Origin of the sequence: Providencia vermicola (assembly GCF_010748935.1) — a bacterium.
Lineage (GTDB): Bacteria > Pseudomonadota > Gammaproteobacteria > Enterobacterales > Enterobacteriaceae > Providencia > Providencia zhejiangensis.
Genome location: NZ_CP048796.1, coordinates 3,000,152 through 3,026,575, shown reverse-complemented (window position 1 = coordinate 3,026,575; position 26,424 = coordinate 3,000,152). Strand labels below are relative to the sequence as shown.

The following is a 26,424-nucleotide window of genomic DNA, read 5'->3' as shown; positions in this document are numbered from 1 at the left end:
TCCTATTAGGACTAATCCAAGAAGATTTTTTCTGGCAGTACAAAGTTGCGAAGTTTTAATAATGCCAGTGGGCCTTGGCCCATTTCAGTGCGAAGTTGATAATTGAGCGTGCTACCATCAGGTGTTTTCCATGTCACAGTATAGCTACTGGTGCTTCCCGCATAGGGGGCAACATGGGCAGTTTCAAGTAAACGAATAAAACCCCATACTCCAGGGTAATCGCCATAGAGTCGTGTTCCCGTCGAAGTCGCCATCCAAGAAAGTGATGCACCGGACGCAACTGTATCGGCAGGCCACACAAAGCGTTGCCATTGCGGGAATTGGTTATCGTAGGTAAGTTTTTGCTTATCAATCACCAATATGGTTTGCATCACCTGTTTACTAGTTCCCGGACGTAGCTCAAAATAGAGGCGTGCTTCTCCATTGGCGAAGGCTACATCGCCTAATTCAGTGAGCGTGTTTAACGCTTTCAAAAATGCGGGATTAAAGTGTAGCCCTTGCGCATTAGTACTATTTGGCACCCAGTGATTCCCTTCTTTACGTAAAACGCCTTGCAAACGAGTTTCTAAGAAGCGCTGAATACGGCCACTGTCAGGGCGCAGGTATTGTGCCATCAAAGGCAAAGAAATATTACTTTGGGTCTCTTTGAGTGGGTAGCGCCCACCAAAGGCGTTATTCCATTCATTGACAATGGCATTTTTCCATTCGCTATTGATGCCTTGAGCGGTTGGTGTCAGTAATTGTTGCCAAGCTTGGGTCATAGGTTCCACTAACAGTGCATCACCAAAACTTTGCCACTCTTGTCCAAAACTGGCGGCTATCAAGCTACCCATATCTCGTGTTTCGGAAAAATCAACGCTTTTTCCTTCTAAAATGCTTTGAGCAAAGGATTGGGACATCGCTTGTGGATCGGGGGCATTGACCACTTGCTGTAGTTTTAATCGTACGCGAGTGATACGGGTTAAATAGGCTTGCAAACTGAGGTTATCGCCAGCTTGAGAGTTGGCTTGCGGCTCGACAAAGTTCAGAATGGGAGCGAAGGTGTTTTCCAATGGTCCCGTAAACTCGGCTTTTTGGCTGATTACCGGTTTTTGTTCTTTGTTGAGAAGTTCTTTAGCTGAGTTGACAAAAGAGTCAGCCAGTTTTTCTGTTTGACGCCCAGTTTTACCTTGGTAAGCAAGGGTATTCATCAGTGCAATTACGGGGGACTGGCGAACATCGCTCATTAATGAGAGTTGGTCAATGGTATCGGATAGGCTTTCGGTATGTCGCCATTGCAGACTGTTCAAAAAGTTTAACCAGCTGCTTGAAAAATCGGCAAAATAACGCTCAGTTAGCTGCTGTTTGAGAACTTCTGGGGAAACCTCTTGGCTCAGTTCGTGCTGGCTATCACTCAGTACCCAATCAATTTCATTGCGGCGCGATTCGACAGTTTTTATGATTGCTGGCTCAATGGACTCTTCCCACGCTTTGCGGGTGAAAATTCCTGGTACAAACTCTTCAGTAGTTAATAAGAAGCTAACATCGGTATCGCCAGTCATATCATTTAATGTCATATCAGGGAATTGATGTTGTGCTTGCAAAAGCACCTTTTGATATAACGAGGCACTTTCGCTACGTTGGCCGATTTGTCGAATGAGCAACGTACGACTTTGATTGATAAGGTTATTATTAGATTTTAATTGCCACTCAGGATGTTGGAGTAGCTGCTGGGCATAGAACATTAACAACTCTTTTCCGAGTGTGTGCCATTCTCCTTCATTCATTCCTTTAGGTGCGGGAAGGTTAGTCAGAACGCTGTTGGTGAAAAAAGTCGGATCCATACGCTCTGGTGTACTCATCATTAGATAAGTTTTTAAATCTTGATACGCACTTTGAGTGGCTTGGCGACGTTCATCACTATTTGGTGATAATTGGGCATAGGCTTGTAATCGTTGCTCAAGTTGCTGGCGGATATTATCTCGCAGAGGAGGGAGTACTGTTTGCTGATACAGTGGCCATAAATGGGCTAATAGTGGCTGATTACTGTTTAGCCCAAAATGGAGCCAGAAAGGCACAGAAGTTTGTTCGCGATGATTGAGTAAACCTAGGGTTTGCTGGAAATCATATTGGGCTTTGAGGCGTTCTGTTTCAGGTAATTGGTTATTTGCGGCGACGGTGGCACTTTGATAGCTTTCTTCAATAAGTTGGCGGTTGGCAAGGTAAGAGACAATCATACCTGCGCCCCAGAGCGTCATGGCAGTGGCGGCACCGTATTGAACGATACGTTTCTTATCAACACCTAAAGAAGCGGGTTGTAAAGCTGCTGCCAGTTCAGATTGCACATTTAACCAGCTTCTCCAACGGATATCAGGATGCCAGCTATTAGGTAAACGTTGCTGATTGGCGCGGCTGATCGAAGGGCTAAATGCGATCCCCGAAAAAGGCAGTGTACGTAATTGTGTATTGAGCGGCGCTAATGCAGTGGCGAGTTGTTGGCTTCCTCCAGCTTGTAAAAATTGTGCTAAAGCAAGCAGGTATGTGTGTTTTTGTTCACGTAGTAACGCTTGAGTTCCGTTAACGATTAATGCAGGAATGAGGCTTAGCAGGCTGGGTGAAAGTGATTCAGCAGACATATTAGGCTCAGTCATACAGAGGATGGAAGGGGTTTCTGCTGCACTAAGGGATTGTTGTTGATCACTGACACTCCAAACCCAGACAGGGGCGCGCCAACCTAACGTTTGAAAGAGGTTTTGGATAGTCCGCCCCGCGTTATGAGCTGTAGCAGTATTCAGGTTGGTGAAGTTAATTTTGTTGTCTAAAAGTTGAGATGAAATGCTGTTTACTGTCACCCAAATAACGCCATTGAGCGGGCGACGTCGACGCAGTTGTTTGAGGGTATCCAAACGCTCAGTGTCTACCGAACTACCAATATCCCCACCGTAGATAAGCAAGGTACCATCACACTCTTGCCAAATTTCTTGCGTCAGGCTAGGAGCGAGTTTTTCGACCGCGGAGTGGGAGCCGAGGAGATAAATAACAGAAATTTTATGTAAACCAAATCGACCATATACTTGCCTTAGAGCCTGCAACATTTCATTCGACGTATTATTATCATTGGCTTTTTTTAACCATTTATATTTATGTAAAAATGGCGCTATTGATGAAAGCGATATTCGGCGCATGAAGAACAAATAGACTGGGGCAATTAAGAGCAGAATGAACCAAGAAATAATTGAATATAGAAAAATGGATTTATCAGAATATTGGGTCGCAAAATAGTCATTTCCGGATAAGGAATAAAAAGTGCCCGCTAAGATCACTATTACAGTGATCGCGAGTAAATAGCCAATAATCAATGCACTTATTGGGGTTTTGGGGCCTATTTTATTTTTGCTCATGACGGGAAATAACTCCAGCAAGGTGTTTATTGTCAATGATGTTCGACGTCCATCCACAAGAATCGACATTATTCTGTATGCAATGGGTTGTTGATTGAGAAATAGCTAGAAACGGAGAAGAGCGAGTGACTCCGCCGTAGTATGGAAAAAGAACATTATCGATACAGTTCCAATCGGTAGAAGTGAATGCAATGGCACTGTCACTATCCATGGAAATGGTGAGGTTAGGAGCCGTTTCTAAGTTTGCATATCGCTTTAAGTGTGTTGTTAACTGATTAATATCTTCATGATGAGCATCAATGGTTTCACAGCGATGAATAGCGTAATTTCCCGTATTCCCAATTAACCATAGAAACCCGCTTTCGGATTGAATTACATGCTCTGATTTATCAAACAGATTTGTTCCAGCAATGATGAGCTGTTCGTTATCACCATAATGCTCATAATGATTATCAATAATATCATCGAGATCATCAATTGAATGGATGATATTCCTATCGATAGGCGTATTACTATATAGCTCATTAAATAAATTCAAGAAAATCGCTAGCGTTGATTCTGTTCCGAGCCAGTAAATACGTTTAATATTTAAATTTGAGTTCATGTGTTTAAACTTAAATTCATTAAATAATAGTTTGGCAAGCATCTCATCTTTATTTTTTTGATGACCGATTAAAATGGGACATCGTAGAATTTGTTTTTCACCACTAATTTCTGGTGGCGGAGGGACGATTCTATTACGGATTAGCATCTGCCAATCTGTTTGCTTGCTCCCCAAACAACCAATAATGATAGTATCTATAATAGGTAAGTATTTTGATTGATAGTCCCACCACATACTTTCATCTTTTTCAATTGACTCAAGGTGAATATTTTTATGATAGATGCGTATTTGGTAAATAAAGTAATAAATAGAAAATATCAGTAGATAAACAAGAGCAGGTAAAATAAAACCAATAAACCAAAAAAGAGTGGTTTTATTTGGTGTACCTTCAGGCCAAAAAATATTAGTGATGAGTAAGAATAAAGAAATGATAATAAGGATACCTTGTCCCCACCGTTTCCAATTGATCGGAGGGACATTGGGTGTTTTAGGGTAGTAAGGGGGCATTCTCATGGCTTAATGTTCATCATTGCAAGGGAGCTGACCAGCGTGCAACCGCATGCGCAGCGATGTCCGTCTAATGCGACGGGATTGCCATTCATGGATGTGCCTGATGTCCCTTCGACGATAGTGGTGTGCCCATGACGGTTGCATACCGCGCTATCGCCAACACAGGCAACGGGTTTACCAAAGGCAAGGTATTGACCCGATAGCACGCTTCCGCCATAAGGCTTTAATGTATCGCCAACACGAATAATGTTTTTCATAATTGATTTACGTTATAGAATTTGTTTTAAATTGAATTCAGGTAAATGATTATTTAATCCCTAAATAACATTATGTGAGTAATGTTGTATTTGGAGATGAAAGTAATTTATTTTGATTATTTACATAAATCTCAAGTGATTTTTGTTCTTGTATATAAGAAAGTAAAACATCAAACTCATCGGTAGGAAACGATATTTGACTGTTTGGAATGATGCTTTTTTCCCCTGTTATATTATCTATATAAGCAACTTTTTCATTATTGTCTAGAATAATAAATCCTTGGCGCGAGACAATTTTTCGTTTAAAGTTTTCATCATCAATTAATGCAACCAAACAGTATTTATTCCATTTCTGACCAAAATAAATCATTCTCATCAAAAAGTAATCACCTGCTAATTCACGAATTCCGAGCTCTGAATGCATAAACCACGCTCTAGAGTCATGGATTTGGTTATCATAAAGATCTACTATAAGTTGTATCTCTTTATTAGTATTTGTCTTATTCAATGTTGGTAGAATTTCCCCTTGGTAAATTTTTTGAGCCTTTTCTTTTAGAAAATGATATTCAACTTCTGGATTTAAGAACATTACGTTATAGAATATTTCTTGCACAAGACTATCGGCAATAGAAATTGCCCATTTACCTTGCAGTGCATTAAAATCGTCAAAGTCGTTAAGACTATCATCATATCGACGCCTAAAATCTAAAGCTGCGTCCCATAATTGTCCTCGCGCGTTTGTTGCGTCATATAACGGTGTACCGATTAATGGCTCTCCTTTTTCATTGATTTTGGGTGGAACCCAATCAGGATTATTAGCGAATTTATCTTCCTCTAATTTTCGGTTTTTTTTGATAATATCTAAATTATCATTACACGCTTTTTCTTCATTTGAGAGTGCAATATCTATTTTCTTAGCAAAAAGCGGATCCCAGGGGGGTATAGTGACATCACTGTGTTGAGCCGCATGTTGGAAAAAGGCTTGATGTGTAATGTTGTGTGGATTTTGTCGAGAACAGGCGAAGCGCGCAATACGCCAAGCTGTCATCCATACCATTTGCTCTTCAATAACGTTTTCTAGTGAAAAGAGGTTGCATTGTGAAGGAGAATATAAGCCTTGCGAAACAGGGTTGACTGAGTCTGTGATGGTTGTACGCCATGCGTTAAATCTCATAGTAAGGCTTGATGATATTTGAAACTCATCAATGCTGTCTTCACTCATCTCTCTGAATGATTGTTTTTCCCTAATATTAGAGTGCTGTATTAGACTTTCTGGTAAAATCGCCAATGGTGCTCCTGCTTCAAAAGCAGCAGCATACATATCATGTAAAATAATTTGCGAAAGTAATTCGCCGTCGGAATCCCGTGCTTTGCCTTGGTCACCTTGTGGGTAACCCCCGCCAATATCAGAATGCATCCCTGGGTAGACGACTTCTATCGCATTTGTGGGATATGTACCGTCAGGATAGCGAATGGAATCAAGTGAAAAACACTGGCGCTGTTCATGTGCAGCAACAAAATGGCAGCAGCGCTTGACTAATCCAGAACGCGGAATTTCTTGGGTTCCCCCCGCCCAGCCGTTGTGGCCACTAAACCCTGGGCCTATATTGGCTATACCAACTGCGGGTACAGTGTCACAAATACCCATAAATTCTATCGAAACAGGAAGCTCTAATAATGTACCTTTTGAGGACAAGGTAGAGTTAGATAAAATCTCATCTAACCAAGTTGCAAAAGTGCGGGCTTCGGCAGCCCCACGAGAAAATCCATAAATAAATAATTTAATGTTTAATAATCGAGGATTAAAATAATAAACCTTATCTTTAAGTGGAGCTAATAGCGATTCTATTTGTTGCAAGCGGTCTAAACGAGCAGAAAATTTTCCTTGTTGAGCATCTTTATAATTTTTCACTGTTTGCTGACTTGGCATGCCTGGTCTAATGGTGATTGCATCCATGACTGCACTGGTATGTGCTATCATGGCTTTGTCTGAATCCATGTTTTTTACTGCGGTTTTCATGACGCCATTAGGAATAAAGCTTTGCGTTAATGTATGTTGTAGGGCATTACAAATTTGTATGAGCGCCCAATTAATCCTGGATTCCCCTCCCGTTGCATATTTAAGGCCATCAGCATAATAGTCATAGGTTCCTATTTCGGGGAAAGGTGTGCCGACTCCAGGCATATAAAAGGAATAAAAACCCTGCTCATTTGCTTCTGTGTTTTGTGGTGTTGTAGCATGAAATAATTTTGCAATATTAGTGGGATGAGCAGGTGTGGCAATATTGGTATCATAAGGCTCATTATTATTGGTCCCATCAAAAAATAGACTGATATGAAGGCTTTTACAACATCTGTCCTGCTGTAACTGAGAGGCTTGTCGCTGATATAGGCGTTCTTCCGCAACAATTTTTTTGTAATTAGTTTCAATTTGTTTAGGTGTCAGTACAAGCCTTCCCTGCTCAGGAAATTCGGGGGGGACCCAACATGGGGCTCCACACTCAGTCTTATTCCAACCAGTTATTGCGGGCATGATTGATTCTCCTGTTGATTTATGAGAGCTTTGAATGGGTGGTCGGGGTGTTCTATTCCCATGCAGGTTGCGGTAACTTTGACTTGATTGCAGGCAAAAAAATGCACTTGTAGCCCACAAGAGTCACTGTATTCAGGGACATCAACGATAGTACTATACCGGCGATAATTGGCTTTGTGTTCTTTCATCCAATTACCATAATTCGGGTCGTTAAAGCGGGGGATATCTTTAGAGTATGGGGCGGGGTCTATTTCCCATTCCACTCGAACTTGCATACCCGGTTGCCATTTTTCAGGCAGCATAATGCAACAAGTAAACCCCCCAACACGACCGTAGTAGCCATTGACAGAAAATTTATTGACGGCAATACTTTTATATTGATGGTTGTACCCTAGGAGATTAGCCCCTACATAGTTGACTTTTTCGGGCTTGGGTGGCGTCTTATTGTCGTTAGGTTTTGTGTCTGGGGAACAGGCGGTTAATAGGACAATCGTCAACAAGCACATCATTTTTTTCAGTTTATGCGTCATTATTAAGCCCCCTTATGAATTGGGCTCGCGTTCTTCCTCGGAGTTACTGCGGGCATGATTGATTCTCCTGTTGATTCATGAGAGCTTTGAATGGATGGTCGGGGTGTTCTATTCCCATGCAGGTTGCGGTAACTTTGACTTGGTTGCAGGCAAAAAAATGTACTTGTAGCCCGCAAGAGTCACCGTATTCAGGGACCTCAACGACGGCACTGTATTGACGATAATTGGCCTCGTGTTTTTTCATCCAATTATCAAAGTTTGGGTCGTTAAAGCGAGGTATATCTTTAGAGTATGGAGAGGGGTCAATTTCCCATTCCACTCGAACTTGCATACCCGGCTGCCATTTTTCAGGCAGCATAATGCAACAAGTAAAACCCCCAACACGACCGTAGTAGCCATTGACAGAAAATTTATTCACCGCGATCCCCTTTACATGAACATACCCTAGGAGATTAGCTCCCACATAGTTGACTTTTTCGGGCTTGGGCGGGGTCTTAATGTCGTTAGGTTTTGTGTCTGGAGAGCAGGCTGTTAATACAATAATAGAGCATACGAGTATCAATTTAGATATACTTAGCATTCATAAATACCTTTTTTAATGGAAAGCTGATGCCATTTAATTCAATATTTGTGGATGATACTTATTAATATAACTTTCGAAATCTCCGAGGTATTCACTGTTGTTTGCTTCAATAGCTAATGCATAAATGTCAGAAAAAATATCTTCAGCGTTTTTATTTTCAGTAATAGATAAATTGTCATCTATAAATAATGATGCATCACTAATACAGCCTAATCGATTTAGCTGTGTGTCATTTAGAATGATATTAGGTTGAATATCATCAATAAATTCAATTTTGTGATCACAAACCAACCAGTTGACTTCATGATTTCTATCCATCCAGCCCCAAAGCCTGGCGACTTTACTAAAATAATCTCGTTGTTCTTCATTTAATATATCTTTCATCAATTCAGGAAATATACGGGAGTCATAAAATCGAAAAAGGCATACTTGGTTACCATAGCTAGCTTCAGATAGTTTTTGTAAGTATCGTGATAATTTATTGAAATTAATATAAGATAAAAGCGCTAAAACTCGAGGGGTACAAATAAATAATTTAAAAATCTCATGAAGTAATAATTGTTGTTTGGGTTTATCCCATTCAATACGAATAAGAATAGGGGATTGGTCAATGTAATTTTCTTCTGGAAAACCCGTAAATAATGAAAACCATTGTAATTGATGGTCAATATTTTTTAATGCTGGAATTATCGAGGTTTCATAGCCAGCTAAATCTATGATGATATCAATATAATTTAATTGATAACTGAGGCTATGTTCTTTTAACTGTTTTATCCAGTAGGTAATTAAATTTTCTTTAGAATTGGCAGTCATATTATTCACGATATATTATTCCTAATGCAGATTCTTGTGCTTTTTTTAAACACTCTTCACACACAGACCGTGGTAAATCCGGCAATGGGAAATCTTGACCTTGAGGTCCATCCCACAGATGTTGACCTTTAAAACTGATACGACTTGGGCTATGAATTTCAATTTGACCGTCAGGAGCGATACGAATATAGCCGCCACCACAACCTAGGGTGATCCCATTTTTAGCTGTGACTTGAATATGCCCTTGGGTAGATTGAACAGTGATATCTTTCAGTGCTATCGCATCAAGCTTATCAGCGTGTGATTCGATTTCAAAAGGCCCTTTGCCTGATATTAATCTCACGCCTTCTTTTTGCGACAACATGGATATTTTTTGACTTGCATTCAGGCTGATATGTTCGCCACTGGCAATGTGCATTTCCCCCATGCTTTGGGAATAATGAGCTTGCGCACTTTGCAGCAAAATAGATTGTTCTGTGACTAACCCAATCCCCTCTTTTCCATGTATTAAAATGGCTGGTGAAGCTAAATTTTGTGCATTCTCTTGGAATGTTTTTAAACTGTCTTGTTCAGGTTGCGCGTTATTATGTTGTTTGGTGATTTCTCCCCAATTGGCGAGTTGATTGTTAGCGCCTTTTATTAACGATGTGGCAGGTGCCATCGCCAACACATCCCCACCGGCCTTATCCTGCTTATCGGTGGTAATAAACAACCCGTTACCCGCACGGATCGCGCCCCAGCTATCTGTACGTAGCTCAAAACCGTCGCCGCGTTGTTCGCGTTCGGCGTTGACCAAATGCCCCAAGTTTAACTGGGTTTTTCCGCCATATTCCGTGCTGAGCTTAATATGCTCTTGCCCGCGTTTATCCTCCATGCGCAGTTTGTTATTTGCAGGCGTGCGGATCACATTACGGGTGTTATTTTTATCCGTTACGTGGTCGGGCTGGCGGGAGTCATGGAGTGCATGAGCAATGTAAGGGCGGTCTGGGTCACCCTCATGAAATGCGATAGCGACTTCAGTCCCTTGAATTAGTGGGAAATGCATCCCATACGTATCCCCCGCATAAGGTTTCGCCAAACGCACGGGCATACTTTCATAGCCCTTGGTTTTATCATCTCTGTCCGCATCGAATTTGACCCAGTAAAGCCCGTGTTCATTTTGGTGGGCATAAATATCGTGGTCTTTTGCGCTGGTCACGCGTGCCATTAACGTTCCCGCAATGACTGGACGCGGTTTAAGGGCAGGGCGCCAACACAGCGACTCTGTGTAAGGTACGGCATCAAAACGTACGGTTAAGGCCTTATCTCGGCTAGCTGTAAAGCGTAATCGCGTAATTAGAATTGGCGATTTGAAGACGGTAGGCAGTGTTGAGGTAAGTGAGTTGTCTTGAATATTTAATACTAATAATGGTGTTAGGTCTGCTGCACTACTTTCTCCACGAAGCAATGTTTGCCTTGCTAAAAAACGTTCGTGGTCGAGTCTTGCCCAGAAGTTAGCGGTTTCAGTTTCAGGGTGAATTTTATCCCCACGGGTTAAGTGACGACCTTTATAGTGGTAAACATCGCCGTAGTTGGTTTTCTCTCCATCACCGTGCGTCATGTCAGCGACAGCGGAAATTAAGGTATCTTCCGCAAGCCGATGATTATAATCTTTGGCAAAAACAGTGCTTTCAACCACTTGATGACGTAAAGATAATCCCCAAACACTGTCAACATGGTTATCGCTCAGCCCAGATGGGCTATTTAATGGCAGCGTTTTGTCATACACATAGCCGCGTTGACTATCGGTAAAATGAAGTACCTCGGTTTGGGTTTCATCTTGTAAACCAAAACGATAAAAAATCCCCATTTCACTCAATAAACGTTCGATAAACTGACGGTCACTTTCATTGATTTGGTTAATTTGTTCGCGTTTAGGATACGTTTTTTCTAAATTAAACTCGAATTCCCAACCTTTAAAGTTATGTTCACGCAGAATCTGTTCAACCACATCAGGGATAGATTGATTGATAAAGAAACGGTGGCTACGAATTTGGTGACGTAATAAGGCGAAAAAAGGCTCAATCACCAGTTGATAGCGCGCTTCATCAGCAGAGCCTGAAAGGCGACGAAAATCGGTGACCACGCCATGGACGCGTTTGGCAACACTAGGTTGAGTGGCGAGTCCCATTAAGTTACTCATTGGCGCTGAAAAAGTCAGGTTGGCATTGCGGCGTAAGAATTGTTGTGCGGAAAGATCTTGGGCTGAACACGTAAATGTAATTTGATAGCGATAGGTATCGCTGGCGGCTTCACGCCCTGTAAAATGTTCAACATCCAATAATTCATTACAGCCTTGCACTTCAAGACGATAGCGATTTTGACCTTGTTGCAAGTTTTTGACTGTGTCGAGTAGGCTCATAGAGTCATCTCCTTAATATCACCAAAACTCAAGGTGATCCCTTCCTCTTCGCTGTAACCTAAGGTGAGGCTTTGAGCTTGCTGGTGGTTAGCTTGTCGCATGAGTAATTGTTGGCTAAGTACTGGTAAAATTTGCTGGTTGAGTAGGCTGTCAATATTGCGTGCACCGGTATCGGGTAATAAACAGGCACTCACGAGGGTGTCATATAGGGTTTCTTCCACAATGCATTCAAGTTTGTAGTGGGTATAGAGGCGTTTGATGACGCTGCCCAGTTTCATTTCGACAATTTTGTGTAGCGCCTCTGTTCCTAATGGGCGGTAAATTAGTGTTTGGAAACGGGCAAGTAAAGCGGGCTGGAAGTGGTCGCGCAAGGTTGGGCGCAGTAGTTCTTGTAGTTCCCCGTCTGTCGATTCAGGGAATTCTTCCAGTTGTTGCATCAATAAATCACTGCCTAAATTGGCGGTCATTAAAATCACGGTATTGCGAAAATCAATTTCACGACCTTCACCATCACGCATAAAGCCTCGGTCGAAGACTTGATAAAATAGATTAAGGACATCGCGATGCGCTTTTTCCACTTCATCGAGTAAGACCACACTGTAAGGACGTTTGCGTACCGCTTCAGTCAAAATACCCCCTTGATCGTAGCCCACATATCTCGAAGGGGAGCCTTTCAATTGGCTAACTGTATGAGCTTCTTGGTATTCAGACATGTTGATAGTGATAAGCAATGAAACAGAGACGATAACAAGAATACCTTGTTCCCAGCGTTTCCAATTAATCGGGGGGACATTGGGTGGTTCAGGGTAGTAAGGAGGCATTCTCATGGTTTGATATCCATCATTGCAAGGGAGCTGACCAGTGTGCAGCCACACGCACAGCGATGCCCATCTAACGTAACAGGACTGCCGTTCATCGATGATCCCGATGTCCCTTCCACGATGGTGGTGTGCCCATGGCGGTTGCACTTCGCACTATCGCCAACACAGGCAACGGGTTTACCAAAAGCAAGGTATTGCCCCGTCAAAACGTTTCCGCCGTAAGGTTTTAATATATCGCCGACGCGAATAATGTTTTTCATTGCAATTACCCTACCTTTAAGAGTTTATTAGGATCAACAGATTGGCTAAGCGTATCAATGATTCCTTGTGAATAGTTATACGCGGTTTGGGCTTGTGTTATTTTCAACACCTCGCTGGTATCTCGGGTGGGTTGAAACAATTCAGCGGCATTATTAATGAAAGGAATGCTCAGACCAGTAGCGATATCAATCACTTCATATTCTAATGAAAGCAGTCCAACGGTGCCGCTAATGCCTCCGAGTACGCCTTTAATGTCTTTTTGTTTAACCGTATAAATGGCACTACCAATTGCGCTTGCAACCCCAATTAATTGTCCTGCAAGCGCAATTGGTGATAGTGATTTATTGGTTTCATTACCTGAATAGATCATTCTATAGCGAAAATACCCAGCCCACGGTTCACGAGTGCCGAGCTCAAAATGCATAAACCATGCACGAGATAGGCTCGATGCCCTTTGCTAAAACCCTCTTTAATTTGTGGTCGACGCACAGTATCAAGTGGAAAGCATAGTCTCTGCTCATGAGCTGCAACAAAATGACGACAACAACGTACAAAGTCAGGGTAGCGTTTTTCATCGGGTAATGGTTGGGTGCCATTCGCCCAATCAAAATGTCCTGTAAATGCGGGAACTAAATGCACAATACCGACGGAAGGCTCCGTATCTAAAATGCCTAAAAATTCGATGGATAACGGTAGGTTAGCGAGGAGTTGTTTGCGTGAAAGTGCTAATCTACCATCCAAAGGAAACTCGGGGGGACCCCAAGCAGGTTGTGCGTTGGTTATTTCGGACATACGGCAGGCTCCTTCATGTCCATCGGTTCGTTAATGGGGTAACCATCAGAACCATAACTTTTACAAGATGTGGTTACTTTGACTTGATTGCAGGGTAAAAAATGTACATCTAAGCCACAGGCCGTTTTACTGTCATACTCTGGGATCGGTACACTGACTTCATGTTGGGTACTGTAGCGTTCGAGTTCAGCTTCCCATCGCTTATAAGCTTCTACTTGACTAAATTTGGGCATTGGCGACAATTTGCTTGTATTCAAGCTTTCCCATTTTATTCTGGCCTGAAGGCCGGGAGCCCATTTGGCAGGGAGTAGCACACAACATTGTACCCCACCGACACTAGCACTCGAGCCATTGACTGAAAATGAGGTAATGCTGCCTTGTGTATGGTTATAGCCACTAAGTCCAGCTGCCATGGGGTGGTTTGTACTGGCGGCGAAAGAACAACCGGAGAGCATCAAAACCAGAGTGCAGAGGGTCGTCGCGATAGTTCCTTGTATAATCATTAGTCGTGAGAGGGTTATTTCGGGCATACGGCAGGCTCCTTCATATTAATTTTTTTGATAAACGATTTCCTTATCAATTATTTTTTCATAATTAGTAATAAGCTGCTCTTTGGTTAGCGCTAAACGACCCTGATTAGGGAACGGAGGAGGGGCCCAACAAGGATCACCTTGAGAGTGAGCTGGACGGATAGCAAGATACTTTGCTGATTCTTCTTTAATCATCTCAATAAGTGTTGAATTTATTTTGTTGGGCATACAGTAGGCTCCTCCATTTTAGAGGGGTCATTGATGGGATAATCAGGATGGCCCCATGATTTGCAAGATAACGTCACCTTTACTTCCTGACAGGGTAAAAAATGAACTTTCATACTGCAAGGTTCATCATATTTGGGAACCTCTACCATTTTGCTGTAGTGACGATAATTGGCTTTATGCTGTTTTATATAATCCTGATAAGTCGGGTCATTGAACTCTGGTACATCAGTGGCATAGGCATCAGGGTCAACTTCCCATTCAACCAATACTTTTTGTCCGGGTGTCCATTTAGCAGGCACCATGATGCAACAAGTACCGCCCCCACCTCGACCATACGCGCCGTTGACTTTAAACCAGTTAACGGAGGTGCTTTTGACATGGTTAAAGCCGTGTAAATTGCCTGCAAGATATTCATCTTTTTTTTCGCAGCCGATAAGAAGCTGTGTGGCAGTGAGGAGCAGAAATAATACGAAGGGTTTCATTAAAGCTTTTCGATATTCTCCATTATTTATATTAAGACATATTTTATGCTTATTTTTCATCTTATTTATATCTACATTTGCAATCAATTTTATCGGACTAAACGTCTATGTTTTTGGCTATTGGTATATAACATACCTAATGTTACTCAATAAAAGATGTTGTTGATTGCAGCTGAAGAATGTAACTGTTTAAGTCACCTAGATAATCACTGTCAATAAACTGGAGGGTAAGTTGATAAAGAACTGAAAAATTCTGTTCTTGTGTTAGTTCTGGTCGATGAAACTTTTTCATTGACATAAGTCGTGTTACGTCGCTAATACCATCTAGCATATTAAATAGCCAATGGGGCACCGGCATCAATGGCCGCAGCATACATATCATGAAGGGCTATTTGAGAAAGTATGTCACTAGCGCTATCTCTCGATTTTCCTTGATCGCCCACTGGGTATGCACCTCCTACATCTGAGTGCATACCAGGATAAATCACTTCATACGTATTGGGAGGATAAGTTCCTTCAGGAGTACGAACAGAGTCTAAACAAAAGGATTGTCGTTGTTCGTGGGCGGCAGCCAAGTGATAACAACATTTAACTAAATCAGATTTTGGTAATTGCTGAGTGCCTCCAGCCCAACCATTATGCCCTGTCATCATCGGTACTACGTTGGCTATTCCCACCGCTGCTACAGTGTCGTATAGCCCCAAAAAATCCACTGAAACGGGAATGCCATATAAATGTCCCCTAACATGTTGAGGGTCTTTTTGTTGGGCAGAATGATGAGCGCTACCGAGTAGTCTATCTAACCAATAGACAAAGGTTCGAGCCTCAGCTGCCCCTCGGGAAAAACCATAAATATACAATTTTAATGCCACTAATTTAGGGACATGAGTTGACAATTTATCTTTAATCGGTTTGAGTAGCTCAAAAATTCCATATATAGGGTTGTAATGGTTAAATGATGGTAGGCTCGTATCATAGGTACCGTTAGTATAGGTTCCTTCAGTTGTGCGAGTGCGGATATTGTCTAACACGCGGCGCCGCTCTGCGATAGAAATTTCCGTTTTAGTTACTTCATAATGTAACGCATTGCAAACATTCATCAATGCCCAACTTACTCGATCTTCTCCCCCAGTGGCAAAGGTTAGCCCAGAACTGTAATACTCATTAGTGTTAATTTCAGGGAAAGGTGTACCGACGCCAGGTAAATAATAAGCAAAGAAACCGGATTTCATCGCCCTAAAATCATTAGGTGCACTGGCATGGTACAGCTTAGCGACATTGGAAGGGTGTTTGGCTGCTGTATCATTGTTTTCATTATTATTGGTACCATCAAAAAATAGGCTAACATGCACTGTTTTGCAGCATAGGCTACGGTTTTTTTTAGGGAAGCCTTGGCGGTATGCACGCTCTTTATCTTCAATTTTTTCAATATTGGCTTTCAGTGTTTTTCTAGAGAGCGGTAAACGACCTTGTTCAGGAAATGGAGGAGGGGCCCAGCAAGGGTCTCCGTGAGTAACCTGCTTTCTAGCAATAATACTTTTAGCGCCGCTTATTAAAGCAATTAGATTGAGGTTGGTGACGGACATTCAGCGGGTTCCTCTTGGTCTAAAGGCTCTTGAATTGGGTAGTCAGGGTGCCAAGGAGCTAAACACGACAAGGTGATTTTCACTTCTTGGCAGGGTAGAAAATGCACTTTGACATCACAGGCTTCATCATACTGTGGGACAGGTACCACTTTGCTGTAATGGCGGTAATTGGCTTCGTGTTTTTTAACAAAATCACTAAATTCTTTTGTTCCCATAGGGGGGGAGCTAACGTATGCATCAGGGTCCACTTCCCATTCAACTAATACAGTTTGGTCAGGTGTCCATTTTTCAGGCACCATAATGCAGCAGGATGCAGTTGCACCACGACCACGGGCACCATTGACTTTATACCAGTTAACTGCCGTGTCTTTCACATGGTTAAACCCCCAAATATTGGCCGGTAGCATGTTTGTTTTTTTCTCCGGAAAGCAGCCTATTAAGCTGAATAGGGCAATGCAAAACACACCGATTATGACGGTTTTTTTCATTGGAACCCTCCGAAACTAAGAATATTTAGTGAACATTGTGGATGTCTTCAAACGTTAGGATTATTCCTTCTTCTGCATCATAACCTAAGGTGAGGCTTTGAGCTTGCTGGTGGTTAGCTTGTCGCATGAGTAATTGTTGGCTAAGTACTGGTAAAATTTGCTGGTTGAGTAGGCTGTCAATATTGCGTGCACCGGTATCGGGTAATAAACAGGCACTCACGAGGGTGTCATATAGGGTTTCTTCCACAATGCATTCAAGTTTGTAGTGGGTATAGAGGCGTTTGATGACGCTGCCCAGTTTCATTTCGACAATTTTGTGTAGCGCCTCTGTTCCTAATGGGCGGTAAATTAGTGTTTGGAAACGGGCAAGTAAAGCGGGCTGGAAGTGGTCGCGCAAGGTTGGGCGCAGTAGTTCTTGTAGTTCCCCGTCTGTCGATTCAGGGAATTCTTCCAGTTGTTGCATCAATAAATCACTGCCTAAATTGGCGGTCATTAAAATCACGGTATTGCGAAAATCAATTTCACGACCTTCACCATCACGCATAAAGCCTCGGTCGAAGACTTGATAAAATAGATTAAGGACATCGCGATGCGCTTTTTCCACTTCATCGAGTAAGACCACACTGTAAGGACGTTTGCGTACCGCTTCAGTCAAAATACCCCCTTGACCGTAGCCCACATATCCCGGAGGGGAGCCTTTCAATTGGCTAACTGTATGAGCTTCTTGGTATTCAGACATGTTGATAGTGATAAGGGATTTTTCACCGCCGAATAACACATCTGCCAAGGCTAAGGCAGTTTCCGTTTTCCCTACACCACTTGGGCCGACCAGTAAAAATACCCCTTGCGGGCCATTTTCTGATGCGAGTCCCGTACGAGCGGCACGCAGTCGTTGTCCAAGCCCCAATAATGGGCTTTCTTGACCAACTACGCGTTTGCCCAAAGAATCTTCCAGTTCAAGTAGTTCGGTTTGCTCGTCTTTTAATAAGCTGGATAATGGCACGCCAGTCCAGTCGGCAATCACAGTGGCCACCGTTCGCACATCGACATCAGGGGTGATCAGTGGTTCGCCTTGCTGCACTTGTTCTAATTGAGATTGGATGTCACTCACATCTTGTGATTGGCGGCGCTGCTCGAGTAGTTCACTGATAAGATTTTTTTCTTTCTCGAAGCGCTGTTCCAGCTCCGTTAGTTGTATCGCTATTTGTGCATCTTGAGTGACTAATTCACTCAGAAGGGTTTGGTTAGCGGTATTGCCTATGGCGAGATCATCAAGGATCGCCTGTTGCTCCAGTTCTAATGCATTGCGCTTGGCTTTTAAACGCGTCAGCTCTTCAGGCAGCGTGTCGAGGCTCATACGAATACGCGCACTGGCAGTATCAAGTAAATCAACTGCCTTATCAGGTAGTTGACGACCGGTTAAATAGCGGCGAGATAAAGTAACAGCAGCTTTTACTGCATCATCTGTGATATGAACACCATGGTATTTAGCATAGCGTGATTTTAAGCCACGTAACATTAAGCAAGCTTTTTCATCATCTGGCTCATCGACTTTTACTACTTGGAAACGGCGTTCAAGAGCAGCATCACGCTCAAAGTATTGCTTGTATTCTGACCATGTTGTTGCAGCAATAGTGCGCAACTCACCACGAGCGAGAGCTGGTTTGAGTAAGTTTGCTGCATCGGCACCTCCTGCTTGGTTACCGGCCCCAATGATAGTGTGTGCTTCATCAATAAACAGCAAAATTGGTGTAGGGGATTGTTGTACTGCTTCAATGATATTCTTTAGGCGTTGCTCAAACTCACCTTTGACACCCGCACCTGCTTGCAGTAGACCTAAGTCTAAGGTGCGTAGCGCAGTAGTTTGTAAGCTGACAGGCACATTTCCCTCAGCGATACGTAGGGCTAAGCCTTCAACTAATGCGGTTTTTCCCACTCCAGGTTCACCCACTAAAATTGGGTTGTTTTTGCGGCGACGAGAAAGAATGTCCACCATTTGGCGAATTTCATCATCACGCCCAAACACAGGGTCAATCGCACCTTCACGGGCTTTTTCCGTGACATCGACAGTAAATTTATTCAGTACTGCAAGTAAAGCCTCATTCAGTGTATCGCCTATGGCATTCGGGGTTGTGTGGGCTTCTGTTGATGATGGCTCAAGTGGGGTTTCTCGGGATAATAATTGATTATGTGCGGCCAGTTGTTGTACGTTGGGACGCTCATCAGATTGAGCATCAAGCATGGGCCTTAAGCGTTGAAGTTGAGTTGCACTTAATGTCATTAGTGGCCATAAGTTATCGTTAGGCACCAGTGACGGTTGCTGAGTCATAGCAGACAATAAATGTACGCTGCGAATATGTTCGATATCTTCATCTAATGACGCTATTACCCATGCTTGTTGAATGAGTTTAAGTAGGGATTTCGATAAGGCAGGGCGGGTATGAATAGAACGCGGTAAGCTATCGATTTCAGTCAGTAAGTCTTGCCAAAGGGCGGAAACATCCCATTCGTAGCGACGAGCTAATACGGTGATATCACTTTCACCCATTTCCAATAATTTGAGCAACCAATGTTCAATGGTGATTTCCGCATGCGCTCGTGTCTGGCAGAGCGAAGCCGCGGCTTCTAATGCGCTGGCACAGTAAGGATTTAGGCGACGTAATAGCATCACGGATGAATTGTCCATATTCTCTCTCTCGTATTGGGGGGAAAAGTTTTTTTAGGGGCAGCAAGGCATGCTACCGCCCCTAACCGTTAACCGAGGTTCATTAGGTATCAAGATAAATTGTGTGTTGTGTGTATCATTGGGGTGCAAATAAGCACAAAAAAGCAGGCGGCAAGCGCCTGCATAGATCATTAAGCGGTTGCACGCTCATTCCATGAGTCGGAATGAATGATGTTGCCGTCTTTATAAGTCCAAGTGATTTTTTCGTAGCGCAGCTCAATCTCTTCTAAGTGATTGTGCTTCTCTTTGTTTGGGTCTTTGATATCGTGCATTTTAGGCGCGACTTTCACGACTTTGACGTTTTCTAGTTTAGTGTTGAAATACTCAACTTCTTGCCCTGCATCATCAATGCGGTACCATTTGAATTCAGCCTCTTTCAAGGTTTGACCAGTGGTGACCGCTTTGTACAGATACGGGCTGGATGCATCAATTTCTTTCACAAAAATGAATGGTGTATGGATACGGGTTCCAGTTAACTTACCAGTATTATTATCGGTTGGTATGTATAGGTTATGGTCTTGTGCAACCACTTCAATGCTACCTTCACGATCTTGTACATTAACAGAGCCCTTGATATCCGCGCCACCGTCATCTTTTAGCCATAAATAAACAGGAATAGCCATTGTTATTTCTCCTTTTGGGTCGAATGTGTGTCATCGTCCATCGATGACACGATTTGAGTATTTGTTCCTTGACAAGCATCAGCTTGGGGGATCAAACGAATTTCAACGCGCCGATTCTTTGCTCGACCTTCAGCAGTCTGATTATCGGCAACGGGGTTATTTTGACCGTCTCCTCGAACGGCAAAACATGCTGGGCTGATATCACTGGTAGAAATCATCCAATCCCTGACGGATTCCGCACGTTTTAAAGACAGTGTTTGGTTAAGTTCAGCGTTTCCAGTGTTGTCGGTATAGCCGGAGACGACAATTAACCAACCGGGCTTCGCTTTAATATTGAGTAATGCATCTACCAAGACTTTAGTGGCGCCTGCTTTGAGTGTGTATTGGCCCACATCGAATAACGCTAAGCTGTCAAGCGTAACCACTTCTGGAGCATTTTGAATAATGGTAGGTGGTGATGGTTGTGGTGGTGCCCAACTACTTAATAGTGAGTGCAAGTAAGGCAACATACGATCACCTTGGTATAAGGCGAGAGAATAAGACGTTGGGATTCCCTCACGCGCCCAACTTGCTAATTGAGCCGCATCATCTTGCAGTTGCTGGTAAGCAGTCATTTTAGGGGGCAATGGGGTATCGGATAACTGTAAAAAACGCGTTATGTCTTCCCCTGTATGACGAATTAATTGCTGATTGTGGTAGTAACTACCAATTAAAGCGCCTATTAAGAAAATGCCAAAAATAAGTCCAGTCATACCGACAGTTTTCTCTGTACGACTTAAACTAATATCATGATGTAAACGGCGTAACATGACATCGGGTAAAGGTAGTACGTCGACTTTTTGAGTAGAGACAACGAGTGGTAGCGAGGTTTTCGCTTGAATGAATTGTTGCCATAAATTATTAGGCTCACTCGTTACATCAATCCATTGGATTGCCCATGCAGAGGGCGTCAGTTTAGGAGCGCCTGTTTGAGCTAAAGTAAACTGAGGAACTAAAATCTGATTTAACCAATGCTGTAAGTTATCAAGCCATAAAGAAAGTTGAAGGCGTTGCTCAGAATGACCAATATGTGTAGGTAACCATGCAGAGTATGCAAGGGAAATAGCCCCTTCTTGTTCTACTTGAAACTCTGTTTGATGACTGAGTAAGGTCATCCACGGTATCTGCCCATCACTAAGAGAGAAGATATCTTCAGATTGTTGTGGAAATGTCAGGTAAATAGTAACCCAAAACGGGAGTTTTACCCCTGTTTTTTGGCGACCTTCACCGATGGCTCTACGCCAATTGAGGGCGTCTTGAGTGAGTGTTTCTTGTTGGGTCAATTGCTGCGGTAATACAGCATAAAGTAATGACATTTGCCCTGATAATGAGGGAGCATATTCCATCAATGCTACTAGTAAGTTAACGAGCTCTGGTGGATTAGGAACACGAAGGTACCAGCCTTGCTCGGTTTCACGATGCAATTGCTCATCAGGAAATAGTGCTTGTGATTGCCCGCATACCAGAATGACGGGACCTTGGTAATTATTGGCAGGAAGTACATCATGATAGTTATGCTGAGTGGAAAGCGTTTGCGCCCGTTGTTTGTATTGCCAAAATAGTACCCCGCTAGTGAGTACGAGGACTAAGATGGAAACAAAAAGGGTGACAGTTTGCCCAAGGGACCAAAATCCCCAGAGTAACCACAGAAAAAGTCCCATCGCAAAAAGCGTTAGGCATTGCTTAATTAGATTTTGCATGCCTACCCTTGTATCATCCATTGTTGCAATAATTGTTCTAAGGATGTACTGAATCCCCACCACATGGCAGCGAGCACAAGAATACCGGCGACCCAGCCAAACCAGTAAAGTCGGCGACGACTGAAACGTAGCTTTGGCTTCACCACAAGCGGAAGCTCTGACGAAATTAAGTAATCGGGTAGTTGGGTATTGAGCTGAACAACAATACGCTCACGTTCAGGTGCATCTATCCGGCGAAACTTTCCCACAAATCCAAGTGTAAGCACGCGATGAAAACACAGTAATACATCTTGGTTTGGCGTGGTTTCATTTAAGATCTCACGTAGGCGATCCCATAGTTTATCGCCCGCCTCTAGTGTATTGAAATAACGAGCTTGTAATGGGGATTGGAGCCAAGTGTTATAGCCTTCATCTTTTTGCTGACGGTTCATCACACTTTCGTCAATCAGTGCACATTGGGCATATTGCATGTGCTCAATAGCGGCTTCCGAATATCCGAGCTCAAGTAATTTTTGTCGAGTTTCATCGATTAATTGGCAGACTCGACGATAAAAACTATCACCGTGGGCGATAGATATTCCTTGATGAAGTTGACAGACCATCAACCAAGTTGGCGCAAAGATCATATCAATAGTATGGTGTGATGTAGTTTTATTCATGAACGAAGTACCGCAAATAGCTCTAATTGAACATCACCTAATGTACTGGGGACATAAAAAGCACACTGGCTAGAGGACAACATGGCTTGACCCTCTGGTGTTTCAATATCTAACGCGAAATATTGATTTTCTAAGCGAAGAGGAACTGCCGTTGGCACATGGCTAAGAGGTTTTAGCGGTATACCATTTAAAGCAATATTCACTACATCCGCGACATCGTCATAGCTACCAGCTTTGCACAGGAGAGGGAACTGGGCGATTAATAAATGCGCAGGTAAGGAGGAGCGAACAGATAAATAAAAATCGGCTTCCTCACGTAATCGACCATCATGGAGTTGCCCTTTCCAGAATGGACCTTCTTTTATCAGTTCAATATTGATGACGCGAGAAGGTAAACTGGCTTCAAGTAAGGTGTTTAATAGTGTAAAAAGTGGTGGGAAAACCTGTTCAGGTTGATCATGCTTATACAGCGGAATATCTTCCAGCTTACTTTCTAATGAGAAAGTTAATAAGCTTCCAGCTAAACGAGCAAGTTCCCGATAGAGTAATTCAGGATGACGATGTAATGCCGTACAAAATTCATTTAATACGGGTTCTGCACTATTTAGAGAATTTAATAGCCAAAATAGTGATACATCAGCCACCACGAAGTCAGCCATTTTTTCATTACTTTCACGGCGTAATGTCATTAAACGACGGCGTTTGGCCACTAAACGATGCATAAACTCAGAGAGCAGCTTTCGTAACTCGAGACTTCCCTGACAGGCAAGTAATGGTGGAATAAAATGGCTGTCGAACTCCCACATGCCTTGCGTATTACGTATGAGTCTAGCAACAGGGCAAGTCATGTAAGCTTTGTTTTCATCGTGGGCAAAACGCAGTGTTGCTTCATGGCGTAATACAGCAATATCCGTTTGTTCATGCCCCAGTAAATCTTGGACTTTAACCCATTCTTGGTTAAATCGACGTGGACGGTCTGTTCCGGTTTCAGGGACTAAGTTACCGCCATTAGCCAACATTAAAGGCAGTGCTAAAACGATATCTAATGACTGGCGATCAGCATAGTCATTGAGGGATAATACTGGAGGTAATGAATCAGCAAGAGCAGTATCAATGAGTGTACCATCTTGGAATCGCACAACCATTTTTTGAGCGCTGACTCGAGAGAGCGTTAAGGCGCTCTCATCAAATTCAACGTTAATCACACCCCATGTTGAGGCTATGCCCATCTTGGCAACGACTTCGGCAACATAGCTATCCCAACGGGATTGTTGCTGGAATTGTTGGGGGGCCAAAAAGGCCCCGTCAGTCCATAGGGGACGATAGATTTTCATCCTGAAATGACCTTTAATAACCGTTAGGATTTTGCTTTAGGCATCTGTGAAACTAAAGATAAATCGACATCCATACCTTCAACTTGGAAGTGTGGAACTGCATACAGTTTCACTCGGAAGAAGCCAGGGTTGTCTTCAATGTCCTCAACCACGACTTTCGCATCGCGCAGAGGGTGGGAGGCCTGTAAGTCATCACCTGGATCAGTCATTTCAGTCACTAAGCCACGTACCCAATTGTTGAGTTCTAGCTCAAGTAGGCGTCTATCTTTGGTCGTACCGATATTTTCACGCTGAATAAGTTTCAGATAATGGGCGATACGTGATAGCAAGAAAATGTATGGTAAACGGGAGTTGATGCGACTGTTAGCGGTTGCATCTGCCGTGTCATACAGGGCTGGCTTTTGCGCTGAGTTAGCAGAGAAAAAGCAGGAATAATCACGGTTTTTGTAGTATGACAGCGGAATAAATCCAAGATTTGCAAATTCAAATTCACGTGTTTCAGGGATCATTACTTCGGAAGGAATTTTCACCTGACTGCCAGTGCCTAAGTCAAATAAATGGATTGGCAAATCTTTAACTGCACCACCAGCTTGAGGCCCTCGGATTTGGACACACCAGCCATTATTAATAAAACTTTTCACCATATTCGCTGCAAACGCGAAAGTTGCATTTGTCCACAAATATTTCTCATGATCTGGCCCTTTAACTTCTTCAACATAATTGAAGCTACGAACAGGGACTGTATCGGGGCCATAAGGTAGACGACCCAACACACGAGGCATAGTTAAACCAATGTAACGGGCATCATCGGAATCACGGAATGCTTTCCATTTGATATATTCAGCGCGGTCAAAGTAGTTACCAATGTCTTTAATTGCAGCCACTTCTTCCATTGTATCTTTGCCGAAGAATTTAGGGCCTACAGAACCAATAAATGGCATATGCGCTGATGCGGAAACTTTTGAAATATTACGTAATAGCGCAATGTCTTGGGCACTACGGTCAAATTCATAGTTGGAGATCATTGCGGCAATTGGCTCACCACCTGGTGTGTCGTATTCGGCAATATAGGTGTGATGGTATAGACCACTTTGAATGACTTCTGGACTATCTTCAAAATCTTGACGTAGGTCGTCTTTTGAAATATCGAGCAGTTCAATTTTAACATTTTGGCGAAAATCGGTGCGATCAACGAGAAATTTCAACCCACGCCATGTTGATTCGACTTGTTGAAATTCGGAATGATGCATGACTTCATCTAGTTGTTGACTGATTTGTTTATCAAGCTCAGCAATATGGTGGTCGAGTAGATTGCGGTCTAAACGCTCCACTTTTTGACCTGAAGATTTCAAACGGTCAAGAAAGACTTGAACTGCGACGGTAACACGTTCATCTGCGGTTGCATCGGCTAATGCAGCATTATCTTGGAATGCATTAATATCACTGATACTTGCTACAGGGGTTAAATTAATTTTTTCAAACAAAGAGGCATAAACACCGTGATTTGAGGTGTCATCAAGTACCGTGGTTGCGCCTTGTGTTGGTTCATTTTTTACAGACATCAGCATAATCCTTTCGTAATCCATATTAATCTTTTTTTGGTGCTAATTGAGCAAGCTCTTCACGCAACTCATCACTAAGTGATGGGTCTTTAAGGATATTTTCCAGTTCTCGACGGAACGTGGCGTTATCGAGCAGATTAGATTTCAGATCACGTAATAAGTTACGCATGGCTAACATGGCACGAAGCTGAGGAATCTGGCGAGCGACTTGCTCAGGTTCAAAATCTTTCATATTTTTAAACGTCAATGCGATGCTTTCTTCACTGCCATCCGCTGCAAGGGTGTTTTTGACTGTTAAGTTCACTGACGGGGAGAATTCGGCTAACACGCTATCAAAGTTATTCTTGTTAATATTGATTTTTTCGCGTTCAGATAACGCTCTATCATCCTGCCCGTGGCTGTAATCACCAACGGCTAATAATTTTAGAGGTAATTCGACTTTTTTCTGAGCGCCACCGGTGTGCAGATCCAATTTAATATTAACCCGAGCTTTGGGGACTTCATTTTGAAAGCTATCTGACATGCGAAGTATTCCTTGAATTTGTCACGCATATTGAAATGCATATTGATAAATGGTTGCAATAACATTGCGTTTATTTCACTTATGTTGTTATTAAATTTATATCTTTATTGATGGAATAAATCAACTTTTCTTATCAGTAAATGTGACGGTAAATTTAGTATATGGCCTGTTTTATTTTGCCTTAAATTAAAAAGTAAATAATATCAATTGGTAATATTGTTTTTTGTATGTCTACTTATTAAGATGTATCAAATAGATTTATACGCAATATTTGATATGTGAAAGTATGTGGGTGTCATATATAAGATTTTTTACTCGTTTTGTTAGTAGATTGTCGTTTTTTGATTAAAATAGTCTTGCTATGAAAAAGGAATATATGACTGTCTATCAAAAATGATTGTTCCCTGAGGTCTTTGGAAGACATGCGGTATATTGAATGTCATTAGGGTTGCAGTAAAAA

At 42.6% G+C, this 26,424-nt stretch carries 23 protein-coding genes and 1 pseudogene; all 24 read right to left on the bottom strand.

Annotation, left to right across the window (positions count from 1 at the left end):
• Positions 1-11: 11 nt before the first annotated feature.
• The 24 genes and pseudogenes from G3341_RS13705 to tssB all read right to left on the bottom strand — a co-directional run bounded on the left by G3341_RS13705 (position 12) and on the right by tssB (position 25,964).
• A complete protein-coding gene (locus G3341_RS13705) occupies positions 12-3,380 on the bottom strand; it encodes an ImcF-related family protein (RefSeq protein WP_163862486.1) in 3,369 nt (1,122 codons plus the stop codon).
• Positions 3,367-4,497: a hypothetical protein gene (locus G3341_RS13700; RefSeq protein WP_163862483.1), complete on the bottom strand. Its 1,131-nt coding sequence runs from the start codon at positions 4,495-4,497 to the stop codon at positions 3,367-3,369. Before G3341_RS13700 ends, G3341_RS13705 begins: the two co-directional genes overlap by 14 nt.
• The gene (locus G3341_RS13695) at positions 4,494-4,751 is read right to left on the bottom strand and encodes a PAAR domain-containing protein (protein WP_163862479.1); all 258 of its coding nucleotides are present in this window, start codon (positions 4,749-4,751) and stop codon (positions 4,494-4,496) included. Before G3341_RS13695 ends, G3341_RS13700 begins: the two co-directional genes overlap by 4 nt.
• Before the next feature lie 70 nt (positions 4,752-4,821).
• Positions 4,822-7,284 (bottom strand): T6SS phospholipase effector Tle1-like catalytic domain-containing protein, encoded by a 2,463-nt coding sequence (locus G3341_RS13690; RefSeq protein WP_163862476.1) that lies wholly within the window; start codon positions 7,282-7,284, stop codon positions 4,822-4,824.
• On the bottom strand, positions 7,272-7,814 hold the full coding sequence (locus G3341_RS13685) for a DUF3304 domain-containing protein (protein WP_163862474.1): 543 nt from the start codon (positions 7,812-7,814) through the stop codon (positions 7,272-7,274). The genes G3341_RS13690 and G3341_RS13685 overlap by 13 nt, the downstream gene beginning before the upstream one ends.
• Positions 7,815-7,857: 43 nt before the next feature.
• Positions 7,858-8,232 carry a DUF3304 domain-containing protein gene (locus tag G3341_RS13680; RefSeq protein ID WP_244316440.1) on the bottom strand — a complete coding sequence of 125 codons (375 nt, stop codon included), beginning with the start codon at positions 8,230-8,232 and terminating at the stop codon, positions 7,858-7,860.
• A 198-nt stretch (positions 8,233-8,430) separates the two neighbouring features.
• The gene (locus G3341_RS13675; protein WP_244316514.1) at positions 8,431-9,210 is read right to left on the bottom strand and encodes a DUF4123 domain-containing protein; all 780 of its coding nucleotides are present in this window, start codon (positions 9,208-9,210) and stop codon (positions 8,431-8,433) included.
• 1 nt (position 9,211) lies between these two features.
• Positions 9,212-11,611, bottom strand: a complete 2,400-nt coding sequence (locus tag G3341_RS13670; RefSeq protein WP_163862465.1) for a type VI secretion system Vgr family protein — start codon at positions 11,609-11,611, stop codon at positions 9,212-9,214.
• Positions 11,608-12,339: pseudogene (locus G3341_RS13665) on the bottom strand (AAA family ATPase); the annotation flags it as partial. The gene G3341_RS13670 and the pseudogene G3341_RS13665, both read right to left, overlap by 4 nt.
• Before the next feature lie 95 nt (positions 12,340-12,434).
• Positions 12,435-12,692 (bottom strand): PAAR domain-containing protein, encoded by a 258-nt coding sequence (locus G3341_RS13660; protein WP_163862462.1) that lies wholly within the window; start codon positions 12,690-12,692, stop codon positions 12,435-12,437.
• Positions 12,693-12,697: 5 nt separating this feature from the next.
• Positions 12,698-13,117 (bottom strand): hypothetical protein, encoded by a 420-nt coding sequence (locus G3341_RS13655; protein WP_375097469.1) that lies wholly within the window; start codon positions 13,115-13,117, stop codon positions 12,698-12,700.
• A complete protein-coding gene (locus tag G3341_RS13650) occupies positions 13,060-13,485 on the bottom strand; it encodes a DUF2235 domain-containing protein (RefSeq protein ID WP_163862457.1) in 426 nt (141 codons plus the stop codon). Before G3341_RS13650 ends, G3341_RS13655 begins: the two co-directional genes overlap by 58 nt.
• Positions 13,473-14,015, bottom strand: coding sequence for a DUF3304 domain-containing protein (locus G3341_RS13645; RefSeq protein WP_163862454.1), 543 nt, complete (start codon positions 14,013-14,015; stop codon positions 13,473-13,475). The genes G3341_RS13650 and G3341_RS13645 overlap by 13 nt, the downstream gene beginning before the upstream one ends.
• A gap of 18 nt (positions 14,016-14,033) precedes the next feature.
• Positions 14,034-14,243 carry a hypothetical protein gene (locus G3341_RS13640; protein WP_163862451.1) on the bottom strand — a complete coding sequence of 70 codons (210 nt, stop codon included), beginning with the start codon at positions 14,241-14,243 and terminating at the stop codon, positions 14,034-14,036.
• Positions 14,228-14,725, bottom strand: coding sequence for a DUF3304 domain-containing protein (locus tag G3341_RS13635; RefSeq protein WP_163862449.1), 498 nt, complete (start codon positions 14,723-14,725; stop codon positions 14,228-14,230). The genes G3341_RS13640 and G3341_RS13635 overlap by 16 nt, the downstream gene beginning before the upstream one ends.
• Positions 14,726-15,057: 332 nt before the next feature.
• Positions 15,058-16,311 carry a T6SS phospholipase effector Tle1-like catalytic domain-containing protein gene (locus tag G3341_RS20740; protein WP_244316439.1) on the bottom strand — a complete coding sequence of 418 codons (1,254 nt, stop codon included), beginning with the start codon at positions 16,309-16,311 and terminating at the stop codon, positions 15,058-15,060.
• Positions 16,287-16,799 carry a DUF3304 domain-containing protein gene (locus G3341_RS13625; RefSeq protein WP_154623937.1) on the bottom strand — a complete coding sequence of 171 codons (513 nt, stop codon included), beginning with the start codon at positions 16,797-16,799 and terminating at the stop codon, positions 16,287-16,289. The genes G3341_RS20740 and G3341_RS13625 overlap by 25 nt, the downstream gene beginning before the upstream one ends.
• 25 nt (positions 16,800-16,824) lie before the next feature.
• Positions 16,825-19,485, bottom strand: a complete 2,661-nt coding sequence (gene tssH, locus G3341_RS13620; RefSeq protein WP_154623938.1) for a type VI secretion system ATPase TssH — start codon at positions 19,483-19,485, stop codon at positions 16,825-16,827.
• Positions 19,486-19,655: 170 nt separating this feature from the next.
• Entirely contained in the window at positions 19,656-20,147 is a 492-nt protein-coding gene (locus G3341_RS13615; RefSeq protein ID WP_004912469.1) for an Hcp family type VI secretion system effector, read from the bottom strand.
• 2 nt (positions 20,148-20,149) lie between these two features.
• Positions 20,150-21,886, bottom strand: coding sequence for an OmpA family protein (locus G3341_RS13610; RefSeq protein ID WP_154623939.1), 1,737 nt, complete (start codon positions 21,884-21,886; stop codon positions 20,150-20,152).
• A gap of 2 nt (positions 21,887-21,888) precedes the next feature.
• Positions 21,889-22,545, bottom strand: a complete 657-nt coding sequence (tssL, locus tag G3341_RS13605) for a type VI secretion system protein TssL, short form (RefSeq protein ID WP_154623940.1) — start codon at positions 22,543-22,545, stop codon at positions 21,889-21,891.
• A complete protein-coding gene (gene tssK, locus G3341_RS13600) occupies positions 22,542-23,879 on the bottom strand; it encodes a type VI secretion system baseplate subunit TssK (RefSeq protein WP_154623941.1) in 1,338 nt (445 codons plus the stop codon). The genes tssL and tssK overlap by 4 nt, the downstream gene beginning before the upstream one ends.
• A gap of 23 nt (positions 23,880-23,902) precedes the next feature.
• Complete coding sequence (tssC, locus tag G3341_RS13595; protein ID WP_375097468.1) at positions 23,903-25,447, bottom strand: type VI secretion system contractile sheath large subunit; 1,545 nt, start codon at positions 25,445-25,447, stop codon at positions 23,903-23,905.
• Positions 25,448-25,466: 19 nt separating this feature from the next.
• Entirely contained in the window at positions 25,467-25,964 is a 498-nt protein-coding gene (gene tssB, locus G3341_RS13590; protein ID WP_154623943.1) for a type VI secretion system contractile sheath small subunit, read from the bottom strand.
• Positions 25,965-26,424: the final 460 nt, after the last annotated feature.

Excerpts from the sequence above, each read along its gene's own strand:
- G3341_RS13705 (WP_163862486.1), bottom strand. The coding sequence starts at position 3,380 with ATGAGCAAAAATAAAATAGGCCCCAAAACCCCAATAAGTGCATTGATT.
- G3341_RS13700 (WP_163862483.1), bottom strand. The coding sequence starts at position 4,497 with ATGAGAATGCCCCCTTACTACCCTAAAACACCCAATGTCCCTCCGATC.
- G3341_RS13695 (WP_163862479.1), bottom strand. The coding sequence starts at position 4,751 with ATGAAAAACATTATTCGTGTTGGCGATACATTAAAGCCTTATGGCGGA.
- G3341_RS13690 (WP_163862476.1), bottom strand. The coding sequence starts at position 7,284 with ATGCCCGCAATAACTGGTTGGAATAAGACTGAGTGTGGAGCCCCATGT.
- G3341_RS13685 (WP_163862474.1), bottom strand. The coding sequence starts at position 7,814 with ATGACGCATAAACTGAAAAAAATGATGTGCTTGTTGACGATTGTCCTA.
- G3341_RS13675 (WP_244316514.1), bottom strand. The coding sequence starts at position 9,210 with ATGACTGCCAATTCTAAAGAAAATTTAATTACCTACTGGATAAAACAG.
- G3341_RS13670 (WP_163862465.1), bottom strand. The coding sequence starts at position 11,611 with ATGAGCCTACTCGACACAGTCAAAAACTTGCAACAAGGTCAAAATCGC.
- G3341_RS13660 (WP_163862462.1), bottom strand. The coding sequence starts at position 12,692 with ATGAAAAACATTATTCGCGTCGGCGATATATTAAAACCTTACGGCGGA.
- G3341_RS13655 (WP_375097469.1), bottom strand. The coding sequence starts at position 13,117 with ATGCATTTTGAGCTCGGCACTCGTGAACCGTGGGCTGGGTATTTTCGC.
- G3341_RS13650 (WP_163862457.1), bottom strand. The coding sequence starts at position 13,485 with ATGTCCGAAATAACCAACGCACAACCTGCTTGGGGTCCCCCCGAGTTT.
- G3341_RS13645 (WP_163862454.1), bottom strand. The coding sequence starts at position 14,015 with ATGCCCGAAATAACCCTCTCACGACTAATGATTATACAAGGAACTATC.
- G3341_RS13640 (WP_163862451.1), bottom strand. The coding sequence starts at position 14,243 with ATGCCCAACAAAATAAATTCAACACTTATTGAGATGATTAAAGAAGAA.
- G3341_RS13635 (WP_163862449.1), bottom strand. The coding sequence starts at position 14,725 with ATGAAACCCTTCGTATTATTTCTGCTCCTCACTGCCACACAGCTTCTT.
- G3341_RS20740 (WP_244316439.1), bottom strand. The coding sequence starts at position 16,311 with ATGTCCGTCACCAACCTCAATCTAATTGCTTTAATAAGCGGCGCTAAA.
- G3341_RS13625 (WP_154623937.1), bottom strand. The coding sequence starts at position 16,799 with ATGAAAAAAACCGTCATAATCGGTGTGTTTTGCATTGCCCTATTCAGC.
- tssH (WP_154623938.1), bottom strand. The coding sequence starts at position 19,485 with ATGGACAATTCATCCGTGATGCTATTACGTCGCCTAAATCCTTACTGT.
- G3341_RS13615 (WP_004912469.1), bottom strand. The coding sequence starts at position 20,147 with ATGGCTATTCCTGTTTATTTATGGCTAAAAGATGACGGTGGCGCGGAT.
- G3341_RS13610 (WP_154623939.1), bottom strand. The coding sequence starts at position 21,886 with ATGCAAAATCTAATTAAGCAATGCCTAACGCTTTTTGCGATGGGACTT.
- tssL (WP_154623940.1), bottom strand. The coding sequence starts at position 22,545 with ATGAATAAAACTACATCACACCATACTATTGATATGATCTTTGCGCCA.
- tssK (WP_154623941.1), bottom strand. The coding sequence starts at position 23,879 with ATGAAAATCTATCGTCCCCTATGGACTGACGGGGCCTTTTTGGCCCCC.
- tssC (WP_375097468.1), bottom strand. The coding sequence starts at position 25,447 with ATGCTGATGTCTGTAAAAAATGAACCAACACAAGGCGCAACCACGGTA.
- tssB (WP_154623943.1), bottom strand. The coding sequence starts at position 25,964 with ATGTCAGATAGCTTTCAAAATGAAGTCCCCAAAGCTCGGGTTAATATT.